Here is a 17,117-nt window from a genome sequence, read left to right as displayed (position 1 = left end):
GGACGGACAGGTTGCCCGCGAGGGGGCGGCGCCGGTCGCCAGCGGGTGGCCGGCGCGGAAATCAGCTGCCGTACAGCAGGCGCTCGGCCATCTGGTCGGCGACCCGCGCTGGCGAGCGCTTGTCGGCCTGGGCGTGGGCGAAGATTTCCGTCAGCCGCCGGCCGATCTGCGCCAGGTGGGCGGTGATCGCCGGCAGTTCCTCGCCACGGTGGCGCAGCGCGACGTAGATCAGCCCGCCGGAATTGATCACGTAGTCGGGGGCGTAGAGGATCCCCCGGGCTTCCAGCAGGTCGGCGATCTCCGCGCTGGCCAACTGGGTGTTGGCCGCACCGGCCACCGCCGCGCAGTGCAACTGGCCGACCGTCTGGGCATTGAGCACCCCGCCCAGGCCGCAAGGCGCGAGGATGTCGCAGGGCGTCGAGAGCAGCGCCTCGGGCGGCACCGGCTGGGCGCCCATCTGCTCCACCGCCAGGCGCACCCGACCGGGGTCCAGGTCGCTGACCAGCAGCTCGGCGCCAGCCGCGTGCAGCTGTTCGGCCAGCGCGTAGCCGACATGGCCGAGGCCCTGCACCGCCACCCGCAGGCCCTCCAGGTCATCGCTGCCGAGACGCGCCTGAGCGGTGGCACGAATCCCGGCGAACACGCCCATGGCGGTGTGCGGCGAGGGGTCACCGGCGCTGGTGGTGCTGGTCACGTGTCGGGTGTGCTGGGCGATGCAGTCCATGTCGGCGCTGGAGGTGCCGCTGTCCACCGCAGTGATGTAACGGCCGTTGAGAGTCTCGATGAAGCGCCCGAAAGCCTCGAACAGCGCCCCGCGGTCCTCCACATGGGGCGGGCGGATGATCACCGCCTTGCCGCCGCCCTGCTCGAGGCCGGCCATGGCGGCCTTGTAGCTCATGCCCTGGGCCAGCCGCACGGCGTCGCGCAGGGCACTGACGTCGTCGGGATAGGCGAGGTATCGGCAGCCCCCCAGGGCGGGACCGCGCCGTGTGCTGTGGATGGCGATGATCGCCTTCAGCCCGGTGGCCGGGTCCTGCGCCAGATGCAGCGCTTCTAGCCGGGCGGCTTCCATGATGGCAAACATGGCGAGTCTCCCTTGCTGTTTTCCAGCCAGTATAGGAGCTGGGCCGAGGTTCCGTGGCCGCATCCGCCACGCGCTGGACGGATAGGCCGGCAGCCGCTAAAACCCAGAGAAGCCCAGGAGACGCTGATGACACCGCGCCAGCACTGCTTCGACTGTCTCGCTGCCCGCCCCGCCCGCCTGTTCGAGGCGGCGCTGTGGATCGCCGCCGAGCACGAGGCGGAGCTGCAGCCACGCCACTGGCTGAACCGGCTGAACGACCTGCGCCAGCAGGTACTGGCGCTACTGCCAGCGCGCCCGGCCCGGGAGCTGGCCCAGCCGCTGTTGCGCCAGCTCTGCGAGCTGGGCTTCCAGGAGGACCTCGACGATCCCCTGCTGCCCCGCTCCGTCTTGCTCCATCAGGTTCTGCAGCGCCAGCGCGGCCAGCCGTTGGCCCTCGCCCTGCTCGCCCTGGAACTGGCCCGCCAGCTGGACATCCCCCTGCAGGGCATCAACTTCCCCGGGCGCTTCCTGCTTGGCGTGCCGGGCAGCAGCCAGTTCTTCGATCCCTGTACCGGCCGCCGACTGTATCCCCAGGACTGCCGCGAGCTGCTCTACCAGCACTTCGGCGCAGAGATGGCGCTGACTCTGGAGCACCTGAGTCCGGCCAGCGACCGGCAGGTCCTCCAGCGCCTGTCGCGCAACCTGCGCCTGCTGCACGTCAACAGCGAGAACTACCTGGCGGCCCTCAAGGACGCCGAGCGCGCCCTGGAGATCGGCCCGCCCTCGGCCCTCGACCACCTGGCCCGCGCCGAGCTGTACCGCCACCTGGAATGCCCGCAGGGCGAACGTCACGACCTGGAATGCGCCCTGCTGCTCACCGAGGACCCGGCCCTGCACGCCCACCTCGGCCTGCGCCTGCGCGAGCTGCGCGCCAGGCCGCCACTACACTGAGGCACAGCCGGAAAGCCGCGCACGGAACTGCAGGTAGTGGCGGAGCACCGCCTCCGGCGCTTCGATGTGCGGATAGTGGCCGACGCCGTCGAGCAGCACGCTGTCGGCATTGCCGATCAGTTGCCGATAGCGGGCCACCATGTGTACCCCGGAGATGGGATCGTCGGCGCCGTTGATCACCCGCAGCGGCACCCGGGTACGCTGCATGGCGGCCACCCAGCGCTCGCGCTGCTGGCGGCGCTCGGGGATGTAGCGGATCAGCCGGTGCAGCACCGCCGGGCCGTCGTGCTGCGCGATCAGCGTCCAGAAGGCATCCAGCTCGGCCTCGTCGGGCGGGTTCAGTGCGCCACTGATGCGCCGGAGGCTGGCTCCCAGGCGGCGCCGGTCGAAGCGCCAGGCGATGAAACGCCCCAGCGGGCTGAGCAGCAGCCGCTGGGCCAGCAGCGGGCGGTGAGTCTCGGGAAACAGCCCACCGTTGAGGAACACGCAGCTGGCCAGCCGGAAGCGTCCCTCCTCGTGGCGGGCCAACAGCTCCTGGGCGACGCTGTCGCCGTAGTCATGGGCCAGCACGTGGACCGCCTCATCGATGCCCAGGTGGGCGAGCAGCGCCTGCTGCAGGTCGGCCTGTTCCAGCAGCCGGTAGTCGTGATCGCGCGGCTTGGCGGAATCGCCGAAACCGAGCATGTCGCAGGCGATCAGCCGGTAGCGCGCGGCGAGCGGTTCCCAGAGGTAGTGCCAGTCCCAGCTGGCGGTGGGAAAGCCGTGGATCAGCAACAGCGGCTCGCCAGCGCCGGCGGTCCAGTAGCGGATCCGCTGGCGGACGAAGACAAAGTCGCGACCCTGGGCGCGCCAGACGCCCAGGGGGATGCCGGTTAGAGGCTTCACTCGGCGTAGCCGGGGTTGCGCGCATCCAGCAGGCGCAGCAGCGCCGGCCAGGCCAACGCGCCGCCCATGCCCTGCTTGCTGCGGGTCACCCCGGCGAGCATGGCTCGGGCGCCGTCGAGGATCTGCTGTGGGATGTGGATCAGCTCGCGGCCACTGGCCTGGGCCATCACCTGGGCCTCACAGGCGCGCTGCAGGGTAAACATCATCAGGAAGGTGTCGGCGATGCTGCCGCCGGCGGTGAGCAGCCCGTGGTTGGGCAGGATCAGGAAGTTCTTGTCGCCCAGGTCGGCCTGCAGGCGGGCCTTCTCCTCGTGGTTGAGGGCCACGCCCTCGTAGGGGTGGTAGGCCAGGCTGGCGAGCACGAACAGCGACTGCTGGGAGAGCGGCAGCAGGCCAGCCTTCTGCACCGACACGGCGATGCCTTCGGGGGTGTGGATGTGCAGCACGCAGGCCACGTCCGGGCGCACCTCGTGCACCGCACTGTGAATGGTGTAGCCAGCCGGGTTGATCTCGTAGGGGCTGTCCATCAGCTTGCGGCCGGCCAGGTCGATCTTCACCAGGCTGGAGGCGGTGATCTCGTGGAACATCATTCCGTAGGGATTGATGAGGAATTCCTCGGTGCCGGGGATCTTCGCGGAGATGTGGGTGAAGATCAGGTCGTCCCAGCCATAGTGGGCGATCAGCCGGTAGCAGGCGGCCAGATCGACGCGGGTCTGCCATTCGACGGCGGACACCCGGTCCTTGACGCTGGGAATGGAAAGGGCTTGAGCAGCGGTCACGGCGGTCACCTCGATTGTCCTTGTTATTGAGTGAGTGGACCCTCGCCCGCGGCCTGTGCGCGGGAATCGGCGTTCATCGAGTCTAGCGATGCCGCACCAGTACGGAAGTTTCCGAAACGGCCAGCTTGCTGGCCGTGCGGGTCAGTTCGCTCATGCGCCACACCACCGCCTCACAGCAGCCGGACCAGCAGCGGCGCGGCGGCCAGGTTGAGCAGGCCCATCAGCACCATCACCAGACCGGCCACCGAGCCCTCCTCGCGGCCTACCTCGTGGGCGCGGCTGGCCCCCGCGGCGTGGGCGCCGGCGCCGAACAGTGCACCGCGGGCCAAACTGCTGCGCAGCGGCAGCCACTTCAGCAGCAAGCCGCCGCAGGCCGCGCCGAACACCCCGGTAACCATCACGAACACCGCGGTCAACCCCGGCACCCCGCCCAGGTCGGCAGCCATCGGCAGGGCGAAGGGCGTGCTGATCGAGCGCGGCAGGAGCGACAGACGCACGCTGGCATCCAGGGCCAGGGCATTGGCCAGCCCCCAGGAGCTGACGATCGCCACCGCGCTGCCGACCAGCATGCCGACCAGCAGGGCCGGCCAGTAGCGGGCGAGCATGGCGCGCTGCTGCCAGATCGGCACGGCGAAGGCCACGGTGGCCGGACCGAGCAGCGCCATCAGCCAGTGGGTAAGGCTGGAGTATTCGGCGTAGGAAGTGTGCAGCGGCAACGCCACGGCGAGCAGCAGAGCCGGCACCAGAAGGAGCGGCGACAGCAGGTAGCGACCGCTGCGCCGGTACAGCCAGCGGCTGAACACGTAGGCGCCGAGGGTCAGCGCCAGCCAGAACCAGGCCTGCCATTGCATGTTCATCAGCGAGTCCTCCAGCGGCATAGCAGTTCCACCGCCAGCGCAGTGCTGAGCATCACCAGCAAGGTGCTGGTGCCGATCACCAGGAGAATCCGCCAGCCGTCCTCGCGCACCAGCTCGCCGTAATCGAGCAGGCTCATCAGCGCCGGGATGAAGAACAGCAGCATCTCCGAGAGCAGCAGGCCGGCGCCGAGCTTGAGCGCCTGCGGCGACACCCGACCACTGGCGAAGGCCAGCAGCAGGAAGGCCAGGCCGATTACCCCGCCGGGCAACGGCCAGCCCGACCAGCGGACCATCAGACAACCGGCGGCGTACAGGCCGAACAGCACGGCCAGCTCGCCACACAGACGAACGAAGCGCAGGGACAGGCATTTCACGGCAACGATCCTCCCGTTGGATGGCTTCAAGCTACGCCTGCGGCTATCATCACAAAAGCGAATTGTTTGACTGATAGGAATTCCATAATGGAATTCAAACAACTGCGTAGCTTCGTCGAAGTGGTGCGTCAGGGCGGCTTCACCCAGGCCGCCCGGGTGCTGCACGCCAGCCAGTCGGCGGTGAGCAAGCAGGTGGCGCAACTCGAGCAGAGTCTCGGCGTGCGCCTGCTGGAGCGCCTCGGCCCGCAGATCCGCCTCACCGAGGCTGGCAGCCTGGTGCTCAGACGCGCCGACGAGATGCTGCGCCTGCGCCGTGACCTGCTCAACGAGCTGGACGACCTCGGCCACCTGGCCCGCGGCGAGCTGCGCCTGGGCCTACCGCTGCTCGGCAGCGACGCGCTGTTCGCCAGGCTGATCGCCGAGTACCGGCGGCGCTACCCGAACATCGAGGTGCACCTTCAGGAAGGCGGCAGCCTGGTCATCGAGCGGCTGCTGCTGGACGGCGAGCTGGAGCTGGGTGCCAGCCTGACCCGCGACAATCCGGCCTTCGCCTGCCAGCCGTTCTGCAACGAGCCGCTGGAAGTGCTGCTGCCTGCCGACCATCCCCGTGCCGGGCAGGCGGACATCGCCCTGGCGGAACTGGCCGACACCCCCTTCCTGCTCTATCAGCAGAGCTTCATCCTCAACGAACGCCTGCTACGCGCCTGCCGCGAGGCTGGCTTCACCCCGCGCGAGGCTGGGCGCAGCGGCCAGGCCGACTTCCTCGCCGCGCTGGTGGCCGCCGGCCAGGGCGTGGTACTGCTGCCGCGGGTGGTGGCGCGCAGCCTGCAGCGCCCGGGGGTAGTGCTGCTGCCGCTGCGCGAACCGGACCTGCGCTGGGACATCGCCTTCATCTGGCGCAGCGGCGCCTACCTGTCCCGCGCCGCCCAGGCCTGGCTGGCGCTGCTGCGGGAACGGCCGCTGCTGTAGGAAGGTTGGCTGCAGGCCCGGGGCGGGACCGCCAGACTGTGCAGCCGGGCATCAGCCACGCAGGGCGGCGGCGAACTCGGTCAGCCAGGGCTCGGCGTCGGCCTCCGGGGTAACCGTCTCGCTGGCGTCCAGGCGCAGCATCCCCTGCACCTCGCGGATGCCCAGCTCGGCGAACAGCTCGCGGACCTGCTCGCCGCCACCGCAGAAGGTATCGCCGTAGCTGGAGTCGCCCAGACCGATCACCCCGCCGGGCAGCCCGCTCCAGGCCGGGAAGCGGTCACGGATGCTGCAGTACAGCGGCAGCAGATTGTCCGGAAGCTCGCCCATGCCGGTGGTGGAGGTCACCACCAGGAAGGCCTCGGGAGCGAAGGCCAGCACATCCTCGAGGCTCGCGCGCGGCTTGTGCCAGGCCTCGTGGCCCGCAGCCCGCAGCAGATGCTCGGCGTGGCGGGCCACTTCCTCCGCGGTGCCGTAGACCGAACCCGACAGGATGGCGATTTTCATGAACTGCTCCAGAGTCTGACAAACGAGGTCGGATATTATGCCGCAAGCCGCCCCTGCCTAGCGAAGCGACGGAAATGATCAATACTGAAGTCATGCGCCTGCATTCACTCGGCCTCCACCCCCGACCGCGGAAGCGTCGGGAAACACGATTCCCTGCCCCGGCAGGCGCAGCGCACAGGTCCAGCACAGAGCGGCGGTAAGGCCAGCGATCCGCACGGCCGGGAAAGGGAGCTCTCTCGGCAACCATTCATTTCGCCCAAGGTCATAGCGGTTCCATCATCGCGAGTTCGATAGATGCAAGACGACACGGTTTCAATACTGACGCAGGAGGAGCTGGACTTCATCCGCAGTCTGCAAGATGCCCCGCAAGTCCCGACGACCAGGTCGCAACTGCTCATCCTGGAAGGCGGCGACCGCACCAAGAAGCTGCTCACCCAACTGGCCAGCGAGGAGCAACTGACCATCGAGGCGCACATCGACAACCAGCGCATCACCTTCCCGGTGCGCGTGGTGACGGACGAGCACGAGGGCCTGCACCTGCAGCTGAGCGCCCCGACCATCGACGAGCAGCACGTCGCCGACCGGCCCTGGCGACTGCACTTCGAGCCGCCGGTCAACCTCATCGACACCGTCGGCAAGTCCACCTCCATGTGGCTGCACGAACTGTCGCAGAGCGGCCTGCTGGTCGAACTGCGCGGGCACAAGCAAGCACCCGAGCACCTGGCGCTCTGGCTTCCCGTGGACGGCCAGCAGCCGCTGGAACTGACCGGCAACCTGGTCCGCAAGACCAGCGAAGGGCTCTACGCCTACCGCCAGACCCTGCGCAAGAGCCGCAGCATCGAGCGCCTGCGCGCCTACCTGCTCGACCAGCTCCAGCGCCTGCGGCACAGCCAGGCCGCCAACTGACTCCCCGCCCCGCCGCGCCCGCTCCTCCGGCTTTTGCCCCGTGACAGACTAGGGTAACGTTGACCCCGTGCACAGGTCGGGCTTGACGCCGCCAGGCCGCGCCGGGCATAAGGCTTGGCGCCCGCGCCCCAGCCCGCAACTCCCCGGCCGAGCCCGCACGGGCAGAGTTTTCGCAACGGATCGAGCCCGTATGACCAGTCCCATCTTGATCACCGGCACCAACAAGCGCGTCGGCCAGCAGCTCGCCGAGCGCCTGGCCGAGGCAGGTTTCGACATCCTCGCCGTCAACCGCTCGCCGGCGACCAGCCAGCACCCGCGCATCGCCCACTTCCAGGCCGATCTGCGCAGCCGCGAACAGCGCGAGGCGCTGCTCGCCTTCGTACGCGAACGCTACGCCTCGCTACGCGGCATCATCCACAACGCCTCGCTGTGGCTGGACGACGGACTGGACAACCTGGAGACCATGTTCCGCATCCACGTGGAGGCGCCCTACCACCTCAACCTGGAACTCGGCGAGCTTCTCCGCCGCGCGGACCGCGCGGACATCATCCACATCTGCGACGACAGTTCCTCGCGTGGCAGCAAGAGCCACATCGCCTACGCCGCCACCAAGGCCGCGCTGCAGAACATGACGCTGTCGTTCGCCTCGCTGTATGGCCCCGCGGTGCACGTCAACGCCGTGTCCCCCGGCCTGCTGATCTTCAAGGAGGACAGCACCCCGGACTACCAGCGGAAGGCCCTGGGCAAGGCGGTGCTGCAGTACGAGCCGGGCGCCGAGCCGCTGATCCAGGCGGTGTTCTACCTGCTGGAGTCCAACTACAGCACCGGCAGCAACATCGTGGTCAACGGCGGACGCCACCTGCGCGGCAACTGAGCGACGGGCGAGGCACAGCGATGGCGTTTTCCAACCCGCTTGCCGGCTTCCCTACGGGCGCGGAGCGCGACAAACTCTCCCCGCCGAGCGACGACCGACTTTCCGAGGAACGCCGCGGACTCCGCGAGCGCGGTGCCGGCACGGCATTCATCCCTGCAACCGATCCTGTTCTACGGAGTGCATTGTCATGACCGAACAGCAACAACTCGAACTGGAAGCCGCCGCCTTCCGCCAGCTGGTGCTGCACCTGCGGGCGCGCAGCGACGTGCAGAACATCGACCTGATGAACCTGGCCGGCTTCTGCCGCAACTGCCTGTCCAAGTGGTACAAAGCCGCCGCTGACGATGCCGGCATCGAACTGACCCTCGAGCAGGCCCGCGAGGAGATCTACGGCATGCCCTACGCCGAATGGAAGGCCCGCTACCAGAAGGACGCCACCCCGGAACAGAAGGCCGCCTTCGAGAAAAACAGCAAATGAGCGATCTGAACGACTTCCGCGCCAGCCTGCACAGCGACCAGCACCAGTTCGCCGACACCCTGGCCTTCATTGCCGAGCACTACGACTACCAGCCCAGTGCCTTCACCAACGGCACGCAGCGCAATGAGGCCGGCCAGAACGAAGGCTCCTGCAAGACCCTCGGCCTCGCCCTGCTGGAGGGGCTGAGCCTGGAGGAAACCCTGCGTGCCTTCGGCGAGCACTACCGCAGCGTGCTGGCCACTCCAGACGGCAACGACCACGGCAACATCCGCGCGCTGATGGCCAACGGCCTCGGCGGCGTGCATTTCGAGCGCCTGCCGCTGAGCCGCAAGGGCTGAGCGACAAGGAAGCCCCGGACGCCGGGCGGATACGCCCGGCCGGGAGACGCCAGGGACGGCGCCAGCGCGGGGCTAGAGCGCGTCGAGGTAGCGCTCCGCATCCAGCGCCGCCATGCAGCCTGCTCCCGCAGAGGTGATCGCCTGGCGGTACACCGAATCGGCCACGTCCCCGGCGGCGAACACCCCCGGCACGCTGGTCGCGGTGGCATTGCCGTCACGTCCCCCCTGCACCACCAGATAGCCGTCACGCAGCGCCAACTGGCCCTCGAACAGCCCGGTGTTGGGGGTATGGCCGATGGCGACGAACAGCCCGTCCACCTGCAGTTCCTCCAGCGCGCCGTCGCGGCAGCGCAGGCGCACCCCGGTGACCCCCGAGACATCGCCCAGCACCTCGTCCACCTCAGCATTCAGGCACAGCTCGATGCGCCCCTCGGCGACCTTGGCCTGCAGGCGGTCCTGGAGGATCTTCTCGGCACGGAACGTCTCGCGGCGGTGCACCAGGGTCACCTTGCTGGCGATGTTGGCCAGGTACAGCGCCTCCTCCACCGCGGTATTGCCGCCGCCGACCACCGCCACCGGGCGGTTGCGGTAGAAGAAGCCGTCGCAGGTGGCGCAGGCCGAGACGCCCCGGCCCATGAACGCCGCCTCGGAGGGCAGGCCCAGGTAGCGGGCGCTGGCACCGGTGGCGACGATCAGCGCATCGCAGCTGTAGGTGCCGCTGTCGCCGCGCAGCACGAAGGGTCGCCCGGCCAGGTCAACGGCAGCGATGTGGTCGAAGACGATCTCGGTGTCGAAGCGTTCGGCATGGGCCTGCATCCGTGCCATCAGTGCCGGACCGGTGAGGTCGTGGGGATCGCCCGGCCAGTTATCCACCTCGCTGGTGGCGGTCAGCTGGCCGCCGGCCTGCAGGCCGGTAATCAAGAGCGGCTTGAGGTTGGCACGCGCCGCGTAGACGGCGGCGGTGTAACCTGCGGGGCCGGAGCCGAGGATGATGAGCCGGGCATGGCGGGTTGCGGACATGATGCTCTCCTGGCGGAAAAAAAAGGGATCACCAGAACCAGGGGGTGGCTCGTCGACAGGTGATCCCGCAAAGGGTTGGGGTGGCCGCCGGCCACCGGGCTGCTGGAAATCAGGCTACGCAGCCGCCTGCCCGGCAGGAAGTTTCGATTTCCCATGTCGTCCATAGACGCTGCCTATGAACCCGCCCCGACGCTTACTCCGGCGGGCGAAAACCGGTATGGTCGGCGCGTTCCCGACACGCAAGGAGATGCCATGTCCACCCCGGTGCTGTCCGGCCCGCAATACCTGCGCGAAGGCCTGAAACTGGTGCTGAGTCCCGGCCTGCGGCTGTTCGTCCTGCTGCCACTGACCGTCAACGTGCTGCTGTTCGCCGCGCTGATTGGCCTCGCCGTGCGCAGCTTCGGCGGCTGGGTCGATCAGCTGATCCCGACCCTGCCGGACTGGCTGGGCTTCCTGAACTACATCCTCTGGCCGCTGTTCGTGGTGCTGGTGCTGCTGATGGTGTTCTTCACCTTCACCATGCTCGCCAACATCATCGCCGCGCCCTTCAACGGTTTCCTCGCCGAGAAGGTGGAAGTGGTGGTGCGCGGCGAGGACAACTTCCCGCCCTTCAGCTGGGCCGAGCTGTTCGCCATGGTGCCGCGCACCATCGGCCGCGAGCTGCGCAAGCTGCTCTACTTCGCGCCCCGCGCCCTGGCTCTGTTCGTCCTCTCGCTAATCCCCGGCCTGAACCTGATCGCCACACCGCTGTGGCTGCTGTTCGGGGTGTGGATGATGGCCGTGCAGTACATCGACTACCCGGCGGACAACAACAAGCTGGGCTGGAACGAGATGCTCGCCTGGCTGCGCGAGCGGCGCTGGGCCTGCCTGGGCTTCGGCGGCATCACCTACCTGGCCCTGCTGGTGCCGCTGCTCAACCTGCTGGCGATGCCTGCGGCGGTGGCCGGGGCGACCCTGTTCTGGGTCCGCGAGGGCGGCGAGCAGGCACTGCGCCGGGCTTGAGTCAGGCCTCCCCCGCCAGCACCGGCAGCGCCAGCCCGGCGGCGGCCAAGGCCCGGCGGTAGTGGCCGGGAAGCTCCCCGACACGCCGCCAGGGCTCGGCCAGGCATTCGGCCAGGGCGATGTGGCTGGTGGCGCGGCAGCGGTCGTCCAGGCCGCAGGCGGCATAGAAGGCGTTGACCAGCTCGACCATGGTGGCGCGCTGGTTGTCCATCAGCACCGCGGCATGGGCCAACACCAGGTTGCGCCCGTCGACCAGCCGGCGCCGCCAGCGCTGGGCGGTGCCGGCCAGTTTGCGCTCCCGCAGGGTGATGTTGTAGCGGCCGTCGCAGAAGGCCCCGGCCACCTCACCGAGCCCGGGCGCCAGCCCCTGGGCGGCGAGCCAGGCGGAGAACGGCTGGCACAGGCGCAGGTAGGCGGTCTCCAGACGGGTCACCTCCTTCTCCCCGGGCGGCACCGCGTAGACCAGGGCGACGTTGAGCACCGCCGGCGACTGAGGCACCGGCTCGCCGCCGCTATCGCGTAGCGCCACCGGCCAGCCGCGTGCCTCGCACAGCGCACAGGCCGCGGCGAAGCCGGGCAGGCGCTCGAACTTGCGCGGCATCACCAGCGCCGCCGCGCGGGGCCGCCAGAGCAGCAGGCCGCAATCACCCTCGCCGCGCTGCACCCGGGCGAGCAGTTCACGCTCGGCGTCCAGTCCTGCTTCCACCGCCAGTTCCCGTATCAGCCCCATGCCCGTTCCTCCGCCACCTTCGCGCGCAGCCTAAACGCTCGCCGCCGGCTTGGGTAGCGGCCGACCGCACACGCAAAAAAGGCGGGACGCCGTCGCCGGCCCCCGCCAAAACGGAGCAGTCACACTTACCAGCTGAGGGAGACGCCCAGCGCCAGGGTGTCGGTGTCCTCCAGACTGCCGCTGCCATCCCGGCCGTCGATTTCGAACTGGTTGTATTCGGCGATCAGCCGCAGGTGGTCGTTGATGTCCCGGGTGTAGGCGATGGCGCGGGTCTCGAAGTCGGCCTTCACGCCCAGGCCGTTGCCATCGTCGCGGGTCTTGCCGTAGGACAGCGCGATGCGGTTCTTGCCGAAGCGGTAGGCGCCCTGGAACAGGTAGCCGTCGCTGTCCATCTCGCGCAGCGAGGCCTCGCCGAGGTTGTTGGTGAAGAACGGGTTGATGCCCTCGGCGGTGAAGCCCGAGGCCACCAGGGTCAGGTCGCTGATCTTGGCCTGCACGCCGTAGCCAAGGCCCTTGGACTTGACGGTGTCGACGCTGTTGTCGGTGTTCTCCGAGGACTGGTAGGCGCCGTTCAGCCAGGTGTAGATCTGCGCACCGCCCAGGTCGAACTGGTAGGTCAGCTCGGCCTCGAAGCGCGGCTCTTCCTGGTAGGCCTTGCCGGCCGGGCTGTCGTCGTTGGTGTCCACCGGGTCCATGATGCCGGCCGCGAGGCGGAAGCCATTGACCACCGGGGTGCGGTAGGTGATCTGCGAGGTGGGGAACGGATAGGGGTAGCCGCTGCCGATGTTGCCGAAGGACACCCCGCCGCCGTCCACCAGGCCCAGGGTGTCGCTGACCTGGCCGTAGCCGCCGAGCAGCTCGTCGAGGAGGATGTTGGAGCGGGCGAACAGGCCGAAGTCCTTACCGATCAGCACCTCGCCCCAGTCGCCGGCGATGGTGCCGTAGAACTGGCGGACGTCGATGGCAGTGTCGGTACCGTTGGTCTCGCTGTCGTTGATGGTGACCCAGAAGGACGAGCGCGCACCGAGCTTGAGGTCGCCCACTTGCTTGCTCATGTTGAAGCCGATCCAGTTAGGCAGAAAGCCCATCTTCACCCGCGACTGGGTGCGGTCGAACTGCTCGCCCGGGCGGTCGATATCGCTGTTGACATAGAAGGCGTTGATGTAGCCGTCGGTGGCAAAGGTGGTGCCATCCTGGTCGTACAGCACGATCTCGGCGCTGGCCGACTGGGCGAATGCCAGGGCGACGGCCGAAGCCAGGGCAAGGGGAAGCATTCGGGGGCTGGCTGTCTTGTTCTTGTTCATGACGCTCTCCGCGGGTGGGACGACTGACGTGTGAGTCGTGACGGAGGCGATTATCGAAACGCCCTCCAGGCGGCCATACGCTGCCATGGCAGCACTCGGCTAGTGCTTTCGCCGCGTAGCGCAGGGCCGCGCTGAGAGGCGTAAGACGCCCGTACCCGGATGGAGCAAGGCTTAAGTCGTAGGGACTCGTCCACAGGGAGGCCCTGGGCGGCACCGGGTTGCCGTCCAGGGGGATTCCGGGAGGTTACGGGGCTCAGACGGCGGTCAGCAGCCAGCGGCCGCCGGCTTGGCTCAGCAGAGCCTGATGGACGGCGCGCAGGTCGGCGTGGCGCAGCTCGGCCAGGGCGGCGCGCAGTCGCTCCGGCCAGTCCAATGGACGTCCGGCCAGGTGCAGCTGCCAGGCCTGGGCGGCGCGTTCGGCAAGGCGCGCGGGAACCTCCAGCGCGGCCGGCAGGGCCTGGCGCAGGGCCTCCAGGGCTTCCCCTTGCGGCAGCCTGACCTCGTGCAGAAAGGTCTCGATATGCCCAACCAGTTGCTCCAGCGAGGCCCAGGGTGACTGCACGGCGAACAGCAGTCCCGGCCAGCCGGCCACCTGACGGAAGCCGGAGAACACCGCGTAGCCGAGCTGCAGCTCGCTGCGCAGGCGGCGGTAGAAAGGTTCCTCGAGGCAGCGGGCAAGCAGCCGCGCGGCAGCCTCACCACGGGCACTGCGATCCGCCAGAGGCAGGAACAGCAGCACGGCCTGCTCGCCGCCCATCGGCAGATCCCGACGGTAGCGGCCTTCGGCCAACGCTGGCAGCGGCAGGCCATCGGGACAGGGCGTGCCGGGTAGCGCGGACAGCCACTGGCCGACCTCCACACGCTGCTCCGCGCCCAGGCCGAGCAGCAGCCCATCCCAGTGCGACTCCGCCCAACCGGCACGAATGCGCTCGGGGCTGACCGCTTCCGCCGGCTCGCTCGGTAGTTCGCCCATGGCCAGATATTCCGGCAGCAGGCCTAGCAGGCGGCGGATCGGCAACTCGGCGGCCTGGCGGCGCAGCTCCGCCTGGGCCAGGCGCCGGCCTTGGGCACAGACCTCGGCGGATGGCTCGCGCAGCGCCGCGATGACCTCGCCCAGCAGCGCCGGCAAGGGCGCGCCGGCGCCCTGCAGGCTCAGCTGCCAGTCCCCGCCCAGCCGCGCGAAGCGCAGCTCCACCTCCTGCTTGCGGGCCAGGCCGGCCAGCGGTCGCAGTAGCCACTGCAGCGCCGGGAAAGGGGCACGATCGGCCGGTCGCCAGCGCAGAAACAGCGCGCCGTATTCTTCCGGCCCCGACAGCCGGGGCAGCTCGACGGCGGCCCCTGCCGGAGGGAGAAGCGGCTGCCCTGCCCTGGCCGTCACGCCGAAGCGCCAGTCGGGTCTGCGCGAAGGGAGCGGCTGCGCGCTCTCCTCGGCCAGCTCCACCGTGAAGCCGGCTGCCAGCCGCGGCGCGCCGCGCAGTTCCTCGGCGCCACACAGACGGATCAGCCGCTGCGGCTGCAGCTGGGCAAGCAGCGCACGCACCGCCTCGACCTCTGGTCCCCGGGCCCGCGGCCACTCGCGCGCCCGCTCCAGCGGCGCCAGCCCGGCCAGGTGGCGCCGCAGATGTGCGACGTAATCGGCAAGCAGGACGTTCCAGTCCGCCGTGCCGAGCAACCAGCCCAGCCAGTCGAACAGCGCCGCTTCCACCAGCGCCCGGGTTTCCGCGCCGGCGTCGACCAGGCTGAAGTCCAGCACCAGCAGCCCCTGCCCGGCGTGCTGGTAGGGCAGGCGCAGGCGCAGCCCGTCCACCAGCCCCAGCTCGCCGAGCCGTGCCAGCAGGCTGCCGGGGGACTCGTCGCCGAGCAGCCAGTCGAGCAGGCCCACGGCCGGCTCCAGGTGCGCCTGGCCGTCCAGCACGAAGCCCAGCCAGAGCCGCGGCAGGCCGGCAGCGAGATGCATGGCCAGACTCGTGCTGCGTAGCGGCAGTAGCTCCGGCGGTGCCCCGCGTGGCGGCGGCGCGCCGGCCGGCAGACTGCGGGCCAGCTGAGCGGCCAGCGACTGTAGCTCCGCCAGCGGCTGCGGGCCGAGCAACACCAGCGAGCAGGCGCCGCGGCGGTAATGGCGCTGGTGAAAGGCCGCCAGGGCATGGCGAAAGGCAGCCTGCTCCACCGCCAGGCTGGCCCGGTTGCCAGCGTGGAAATCCCGCAGCGGATGGCCGTCCGCCACCGCCCAGGCCAACGCCGCCTCGGCCAGGGTGTCCAGGTCCGCGGCGCGGGCGCGGAACTCGGCCTCCAGCACCTCGCGCTCGCGCAGTTGAATGGACTCCTCTAGGGCGGGGTGGAGCAGCATGTCCTGCAGACGCGCCAGCCCCTCGGCGAGACGCGCCGCCGGCAGTTCGAAGAAGAATTCGGTGCTACGTGCCCCGGTGCTGGCGTTGAGACGCCCACCACAGGCCTGCACGAAGGGCATCAGGCGCTGCTCGCCGACGAAGCGGCGGCCGCCCAGGAACAGCAGATGTTCGAGGAAATGGGCGAGGCCGGGAAAGGCCCGCGGCTCGTCATGGCTGCCGGCCGCCACCCGCAGCAGGACTGCGGCATGGCTGTCGTCCGGCGTGTGGACGAGGGTCGTGCACAGGCCACCGCCCAGGACGAGGGACTGCGAGGGGCAAAAGCAACGAGCAGCCATGGCGGCCACCGAGACAACGGGTTTGCCCCAGCTTTCCCGGCAGGTGGCGGAAGGACAATCCTTCTTTGGCAGTAAGGAAGGCCGTCCAGGGGAGGAGGATCGCCGTCAGCCGCGGAGGCGCAAGGGCCACTACTCCGGATCTTCGCCGAGCAGGCTGCTCAACCCCTCGATCTCAGCGCGTGCCACGGCGCGCTGGTCGAGCTTGACCCGCGCCGCCTCGGGCAGGTCGGTGTAGCGGATCACCCCGCGTTCGACCAGCACGCTGACCACGTCCTCGAGCACCCGCACCAGCTCCAGGTCGGAACTGCGCAGGCTGTCCAGACGGGCCTTCACCTCCTCGCGGGCCTTCAGCCAGTCGCGCAGCTCCTCGCTCTCCACCGCCAGGGTGTCGTTCATGCCCTCGAAGGGCTGATGCTCGACCCTGAGCAGCCGACCTTTGTCGTCGCGCTGTACGTAGACCATTGTCTCCCTCGTACTTCCTATCTGATCCGCTCGATTTCCCGACATTAGCCGAGTCCCCCCCGTCTGCCCAGCATTCCGGCCCCAAACCGGCACTCTCGCCCCAGAAATGTGCAATCCGCTCACGGTCAGAGAGCGCTTTCGACTGGAAGCCGGCGGGCCGATCCGGGAGAATGTAGAAAACCACTCGCAGCAAGCAAACCCAGCACCTGGCCAGCCGAGTGAATCGGTCGCCAGGCGCCGTCACCACAAAAACGACCCCGGTCACCCGCTCAGGAAGACCGCGGGATCAACAATCAAGGGGAAATTACCGTGTCTGACCGTGAGTTCATGGAATTCGACGTCGTCATCGTCGGCGCCGGGCCGTCCGGCCTGTCCGCCGCCTGTCGGCTGAAGCAGAAGGCCGCCGAGGCCGGCCAGGAAATCAGCGTCTGCGTCGTCGAGAAAGGTTCCGAAGTCGGCGCCCACATCCTCTCCGGCGCAGTCTTCGAGCCCCGTGCGCTCAACGAACTGTTCCCCAACTGGCAGGAACTCGGCGCCCCGCTCAACACCCCGGTCACCCGCGACGACATCTATCTGCTGAAGAACGCCCAGGCCGCCACCAAGATCCCCAACGCCTTCGTGCCCAAGACCATGCACAACGAAGGCAACTACATCATCTCCCTGGGCAATCTGTGCCGCTGGCTGGCCCAGCAGGCCGAGGCCCTGGGCGTGGAGATCTACCCCGGCTTCGCCGCCCAGGAAGCGTTGATCGACGAGCAGGGCATCGTCCGCGGGATCATCACCGGCGACCTCGGCGTCGACCGCGAGGGCAATCCCAAGGAGGGCTACTACACCCCCGGCATGGAGCTGCGCGCCAAGTACACCCTGTTCGCCGAAGGCTGCCGCGGCCACATCGGCAAGCAGCTGATCAAGCGCTACAAGCTGGATGCCGAAGCCGA

19 protein-coding genes are annotated in these 17,117 nt (G+C 69.0%); 8 read left to right on the top strand and 11 right to left on the bottom strand.

Annotated elements, in window-relative coordinates; genetic code table 11:
- Positions 1 to 61: 61 nt before the first annotated feature.
- A complete protein-coding gene (locus tag H165_RS0101605) occupies positions 62 to 1,084 on the bottom strand; it encodes a Leu/Phe/Val dehydrogenase (RefSeq protein ID WP_017937149.1) in 1,023 nt (340 codons plus the stop codon).
- Between the two features lie 126 nt (positions 1,085 to 1,210).
- Between H165_RS0101605 and H165_RS0101600 the strand changes: the two genes are divergently transcribed.
- Positions 1,211 to 2,014, top strand: coding sequence for a SirB1 family protein (locus H165_RS0101600; protein WP_017937148.1), 804 nt, complete (start codon positions 1,211 to 1,213; stop codon positions 2,012 to 2,014).
- Here the strand turns inward: H165_RS0101600 and H165_RS0101595 are convergent.
- The 4 genes from H165_RS0101595 to H165_RS0101580 all read right to left on the bottom strand — a co-directional run bounded on the left by H165_RS0101595 (position 2,006) and on the right by H165_RS0101580 (position 4,909).
- On the bottom strand, positions 2,006 to 2,899 hold the full coding sequence (locus tag H165_RS0101595; protein WP_017937147.1) for an alpha/beta fold hydrolase: 894 nt from the start codon (positions 2,897 to 2,899) through the stop codon (positions 2,006 to 2,008). The genes H165_RS0101600 and H165_RS0101595 overlap by 9 nt on opposite strands.
- Positions 2,896 to 3,654, bottom strand: a complete 759-nt coding sequence (locus tag H165_RS0101590) for a class II aldolase/adducin family protein (protein WP_248681183.1) — start codon at positions 3,652 to 3,654, stop codon at positions 2,896 to 2,898. Before H165_RS0101590 ends, H165_RS0101595 begins: the two co-directional genes overlap by 4 nt.
- 194 nt (positions 3,655 to 3,848) lie before the next feature.
- On the bottom strand, positions 3,849 to 4,535 hold the full coding sequence (locus H165_RS0101585) for an LrgB family protein (protein WP_026146270.1): 687 nt from the start codon (positions 4,533 to 4,535) through the stop codon (positions 3,849 to 3,851).
- Entirely contained in the window at positions 4,535 to 4,909 is a 375-nt protein-coding gene (locus H165_RS0101580) for a CidA/LrgA family protein (RefSeq protein ID WP_017937144.1), read from the bottom strand. The genes H165_RS0101585 and H165_RS0101580 overlap by 1 nt, the downstream gene beginning before the upstream one ends.
- An 87-nt stretch (positions 4,910 to 4,996) precedes the next feature.
- On the opposite strand from H165_RS0101580, the gene H165_RS0101575 reads away from it, so the two are divergent.
- Positions 4,997 to 5,878, top strand: coding sequence for a LysR family transcriptional regulator (locus H165_RS0101575; protein ID WP_017937143.1), 882 nt, complete (start codon positions 4,997 to 4,999; stop codon positions 5,876 to 5,878).
- A 51-nt stretch (positions 5,879 to 5,929) separates the two neighbouring features.
- Here H165_RS0101575 and H165_RS0101570 read toward each other — a convergent pair whose 3' ends face one another.
- Positions 5,930 to 6,382, bottom strand: coding sequence for a flavodoxin (locus H165_RS0101570; protein ID WP_017937142.1), 453 nt, complete (start codon positions 6,380 to 6,382; stop codon positions 5,930 to 5,932).
- Positions 6,383 to 6,676: 294 nt separating this feature from the next.
- Here H165_RS0101570 and H165_RS0101565 point away from each other — a divergent pair, with 294 nt between their 5' ends.
- The 4 genes from H165_RS0101565 (at position 6,677) to H165_RS0101550 (ending at position 8,978) form a co-directional block, all read left to right on the top strand.
- Positions 6,677 to 7,288: an RNA-binding protein gene (locus H165_RS0101565; protein WP_017937141.1), complete on the top strand. Its 612-nt coding sequence runs from the start codon at positions 6,677 to 6,679 to the stop codon at positions 7,286 to 7,288.
- A 190-nt stretch (positions 7,289 to 7,478) separates the two neighbouring features.
- Positions 7,479 to 8,162, top strand: coding sequence for a dihydromonapterin reductase (folM, locus tag H165_RS0101560; RefSeq protein ID WP_017937140.1), 684 nt, complete (start codon positions 7,479 to 7,481; stop codon positions 8,160 to 8,162).
- A gap of 187 nt (positions 8,163 to 8,349) precedes the next feature.
- Complete coding sequence (locus H165_RS0101555; protein WP_017937139.1) at positions 8,350 to 8,640, top strand: DUF1244 domain-containing protein; 291 nt, start codon at positions 8,350 to 8,352, stop codon at positions 8,638 to 8,640.
- A complete protein-coding gene (locus tag H165_RS0101550; protein ID WP_017937138.1) occupies positions 8,637 to 8,978 on the top strand; it encodes a HopJ type III effector protein in 342 nt (113 codons plus the stop codon). Before H165_RS0101555 ends, H165_RS0101550 begins: the two co-directional genes overlap by 4 nt.
- Before the next feature lie 72 nt (positions 8,979 to 9,050).
- On the opposite strand, the gene trxB is transcribed toward H165_RS0101550, so the two are convergent.
- Positions 9,051 to 9,998 carry a thioredoxin-disulfide reductase gene (gene trxB / locus H165_RS0101545; RefSeq protein ID WP_017937137.1) on the bottom strand — a complete coding sequence of 316 codons (948 nt, stop codon included), beginning with the start codon at positions 9,996 to 9,998 and terminating at the stop codon, positions 9,051 to 9,053.
- Positions 9,999 to 10,250: 252 nt separating this feature from the next.
- On the opposite strand from trxB, the gene cysZ reads away from it, so the two are divergent.
- The gene (gene cysZ, locus H165_RS0101540; protein ID WP_017937136.1) at positions 10,251 to 11,000 is read left to right on the top strand and encodes a sulfate transporter CysZ; all 750 of its coding nucleotides are present in this window, start codon (positions 10,251 to 10,253) and stop codon (positions 10,998 to 11,000) included.
- Between the two features lies 1 nt (position 11,001).
- Here cysZ and H165_RS0101535 read toward each other — a convergent pair whose 3' ends face one another.
- The 4 genes from H165_RS0101535 to H165_RS0101520 all read right to left on the bottom strand — a co-directional run bounded on the left by H165_RS0101535 (position 11,002) and on the right by H165_RS0101520 (position 16,179).
- Positions 11,002 to 11,730: a lipoate--protein ligase family protein gene (locus H165_RS0101535; RefSeq protein WP_017937135.1), complete on the bottom strand. Its 729-nt coding sequence runs from the start codon at positions 11,728 to 11,730 to the stop codon at positions 11,002 to 11,004.
- Between the two features lie 125 nt (positions 11,731 to 11,855).
- Positions 11,856 to 13,004: a porin gene (locus H165_RS0101530; RefSeq protein WP_231492905.1), complete on the bottom strand. Its 1,149-nt coding sequence runs from the start codon at positions 13,002 to 13,004 to the stop codon at positions 11,856 to 11,858.
- 283 nt (positions 13,005 to 13,287) lie between these two features.
- Positions 13,288 to 15,717: a pyrroloquinoline quinone biosynthesis protein PqqF gene (gene pqqF / locus H165_RS18250; RefSeq protein ID WP_017937133.1), complete on the bottom strand. Its 2,430-nt coding sequence runs from the start codon at positions 15,715 to 15,717 to the stop codon at positions 13,288 to 13,290.
- Between the two features lie 129 nt (positions 15,718 to 15,846).
- Positions 15,847 to 16,179, bottom strand: coding sequence for a hypothetical protein (locus H165_RS0101520; RefSeq protein WP_017937132.1), 333 nt, complete (start codon positions 16,177 to 16,179; stop codon positions 15,847 to 15,849).
- A 327-nt stretch (positions 16,180 to 16,506) separates the two neighbouring features.
- Here H165_RS0101520 and H165_RS0101515 point away from each other — a divergent pair.
- Positions 16,507 to 17,117: NAD(P)/FAD-dependent oxidoreductase (locus tag H165_RS0101515; RefSeq protein WP_017937131.1), on the top strand; the 611-nt coding region annotated here is incomplete at its 3' end.

The organism is Pseudomonas thermotolerans DSM 14292, from assembly GCF_000364625.1.
Lineage (GTDB): Bacteria > Pseudomonadota > Gammaproteobacteria > Pseudomonadales > Pseudomonadaceae > Aquipseudomonas > Aquipseudomonas thermotolerans.
Note: the sequence above shows the minus strand (reverse complement) of the source record. Positions and strands in the feature narration are given on the sequence as shown.

Coding starts and splice junctions, on each gene's coding strand:
- H165_RS0101605 (WP_017937149.1), bottom strand. CDS start 1,084: ATGTTTGCCATCATGGAAGCCGCCCGGCTAGAAGCGCTGCATCTGGCG.
- H165_RS0101600 (WP_017937148.1), top strand. CDS start 1,211: ATGACACCGCGCCAGCACTGCTTCGACTGTCTCGCTGCCCGCCCCGCC.
- H165_RS0101585 (WP_026146270.1), bottom strand. CDS start 4,535: ATGAACATGCAATGGCAGGCCTGGTTCTGGCTGGCGCTGACCCTCGGC.
- H165_RS0101575 (WP_017937143.1), top strand. CDS start 4,997: ATGGAATTCAAACAACTGCGTAGCTTCGTCGAAGTGGTGCGTCAGGGC.
- H165_RS0101570 (WP_017937142.1), bottom strand. CDS start 6,382: ATGAAAATCGCCATCCTGTCGGGTTCGGTCTACGGCACCGCGGAGGAA.
- H165_RS0101565 (WP_017937141.1), top strand. CDS start 6,677: ATGCAAGACGACACGGTTTCAATACTGACGCAGGAGGAGCTGGACTTC.
- folM (WP_017937140.1), top strand. CDS start 7,479: ATGACCAGTCCCATCTTGATCACCGGCACCAACAAGCGCGTCGGCCAG.
- H165_RS0101555 (WP_017937139.1), top strand. CDS start 8,350: ATGACCGAACAGCAACAACTCGAACTGGAAGCCGCCGCCTTCCGCCAG.
- H165_RS0101550 (WP_017937138.1), top strand. CDS start 8,637: ATGAGCGATCTGAACGACTTCCGCGCCAGCCTGCACAGCGACCAGCAC.
- trxB (WP_017937137.1), bottom strand. CDS start 9,998: ATGTCCGCAACCCGCCATGCCCGGCTCATCATCCTCGGCTCCGGCCCC.
- cysZ (WP_017937136.1), top strand. CDS start 10,251: ATGTCCACCCCGGTGCTGTCCGGCCCGCAATACCTGCGCGAAGGCCTG.
- H165_RS0101535 (WP_017937135.1), bottom strand. CDS start 11,730: ATGGGGCTGATACGGGAACTGGCGGTGGAAGCAGGACTGGACGCCGAG.
- H165_RS0101530 (WP_231492905.1), bottom strand. CDS start 13,004: ATGCTTCCCCTTGCCCTGGCTTCGGCCGTCGCCCTGGCATTCGCCCAG.
- pqqF (WP_017937133.1), bottom strand. CDS start 15,717: ATGGCTGCTCGTTGCTTTTGCCCCTCGCAGTCCCTCGTCCTGGGCGGT.
- H165_RS0101520 (WP_017937132.1), bottom strand. CDS start 16,179: ATGGTCTACGTACAGCGCGACGACAAAGGTCGGCTGCTCAGGGTCGAG.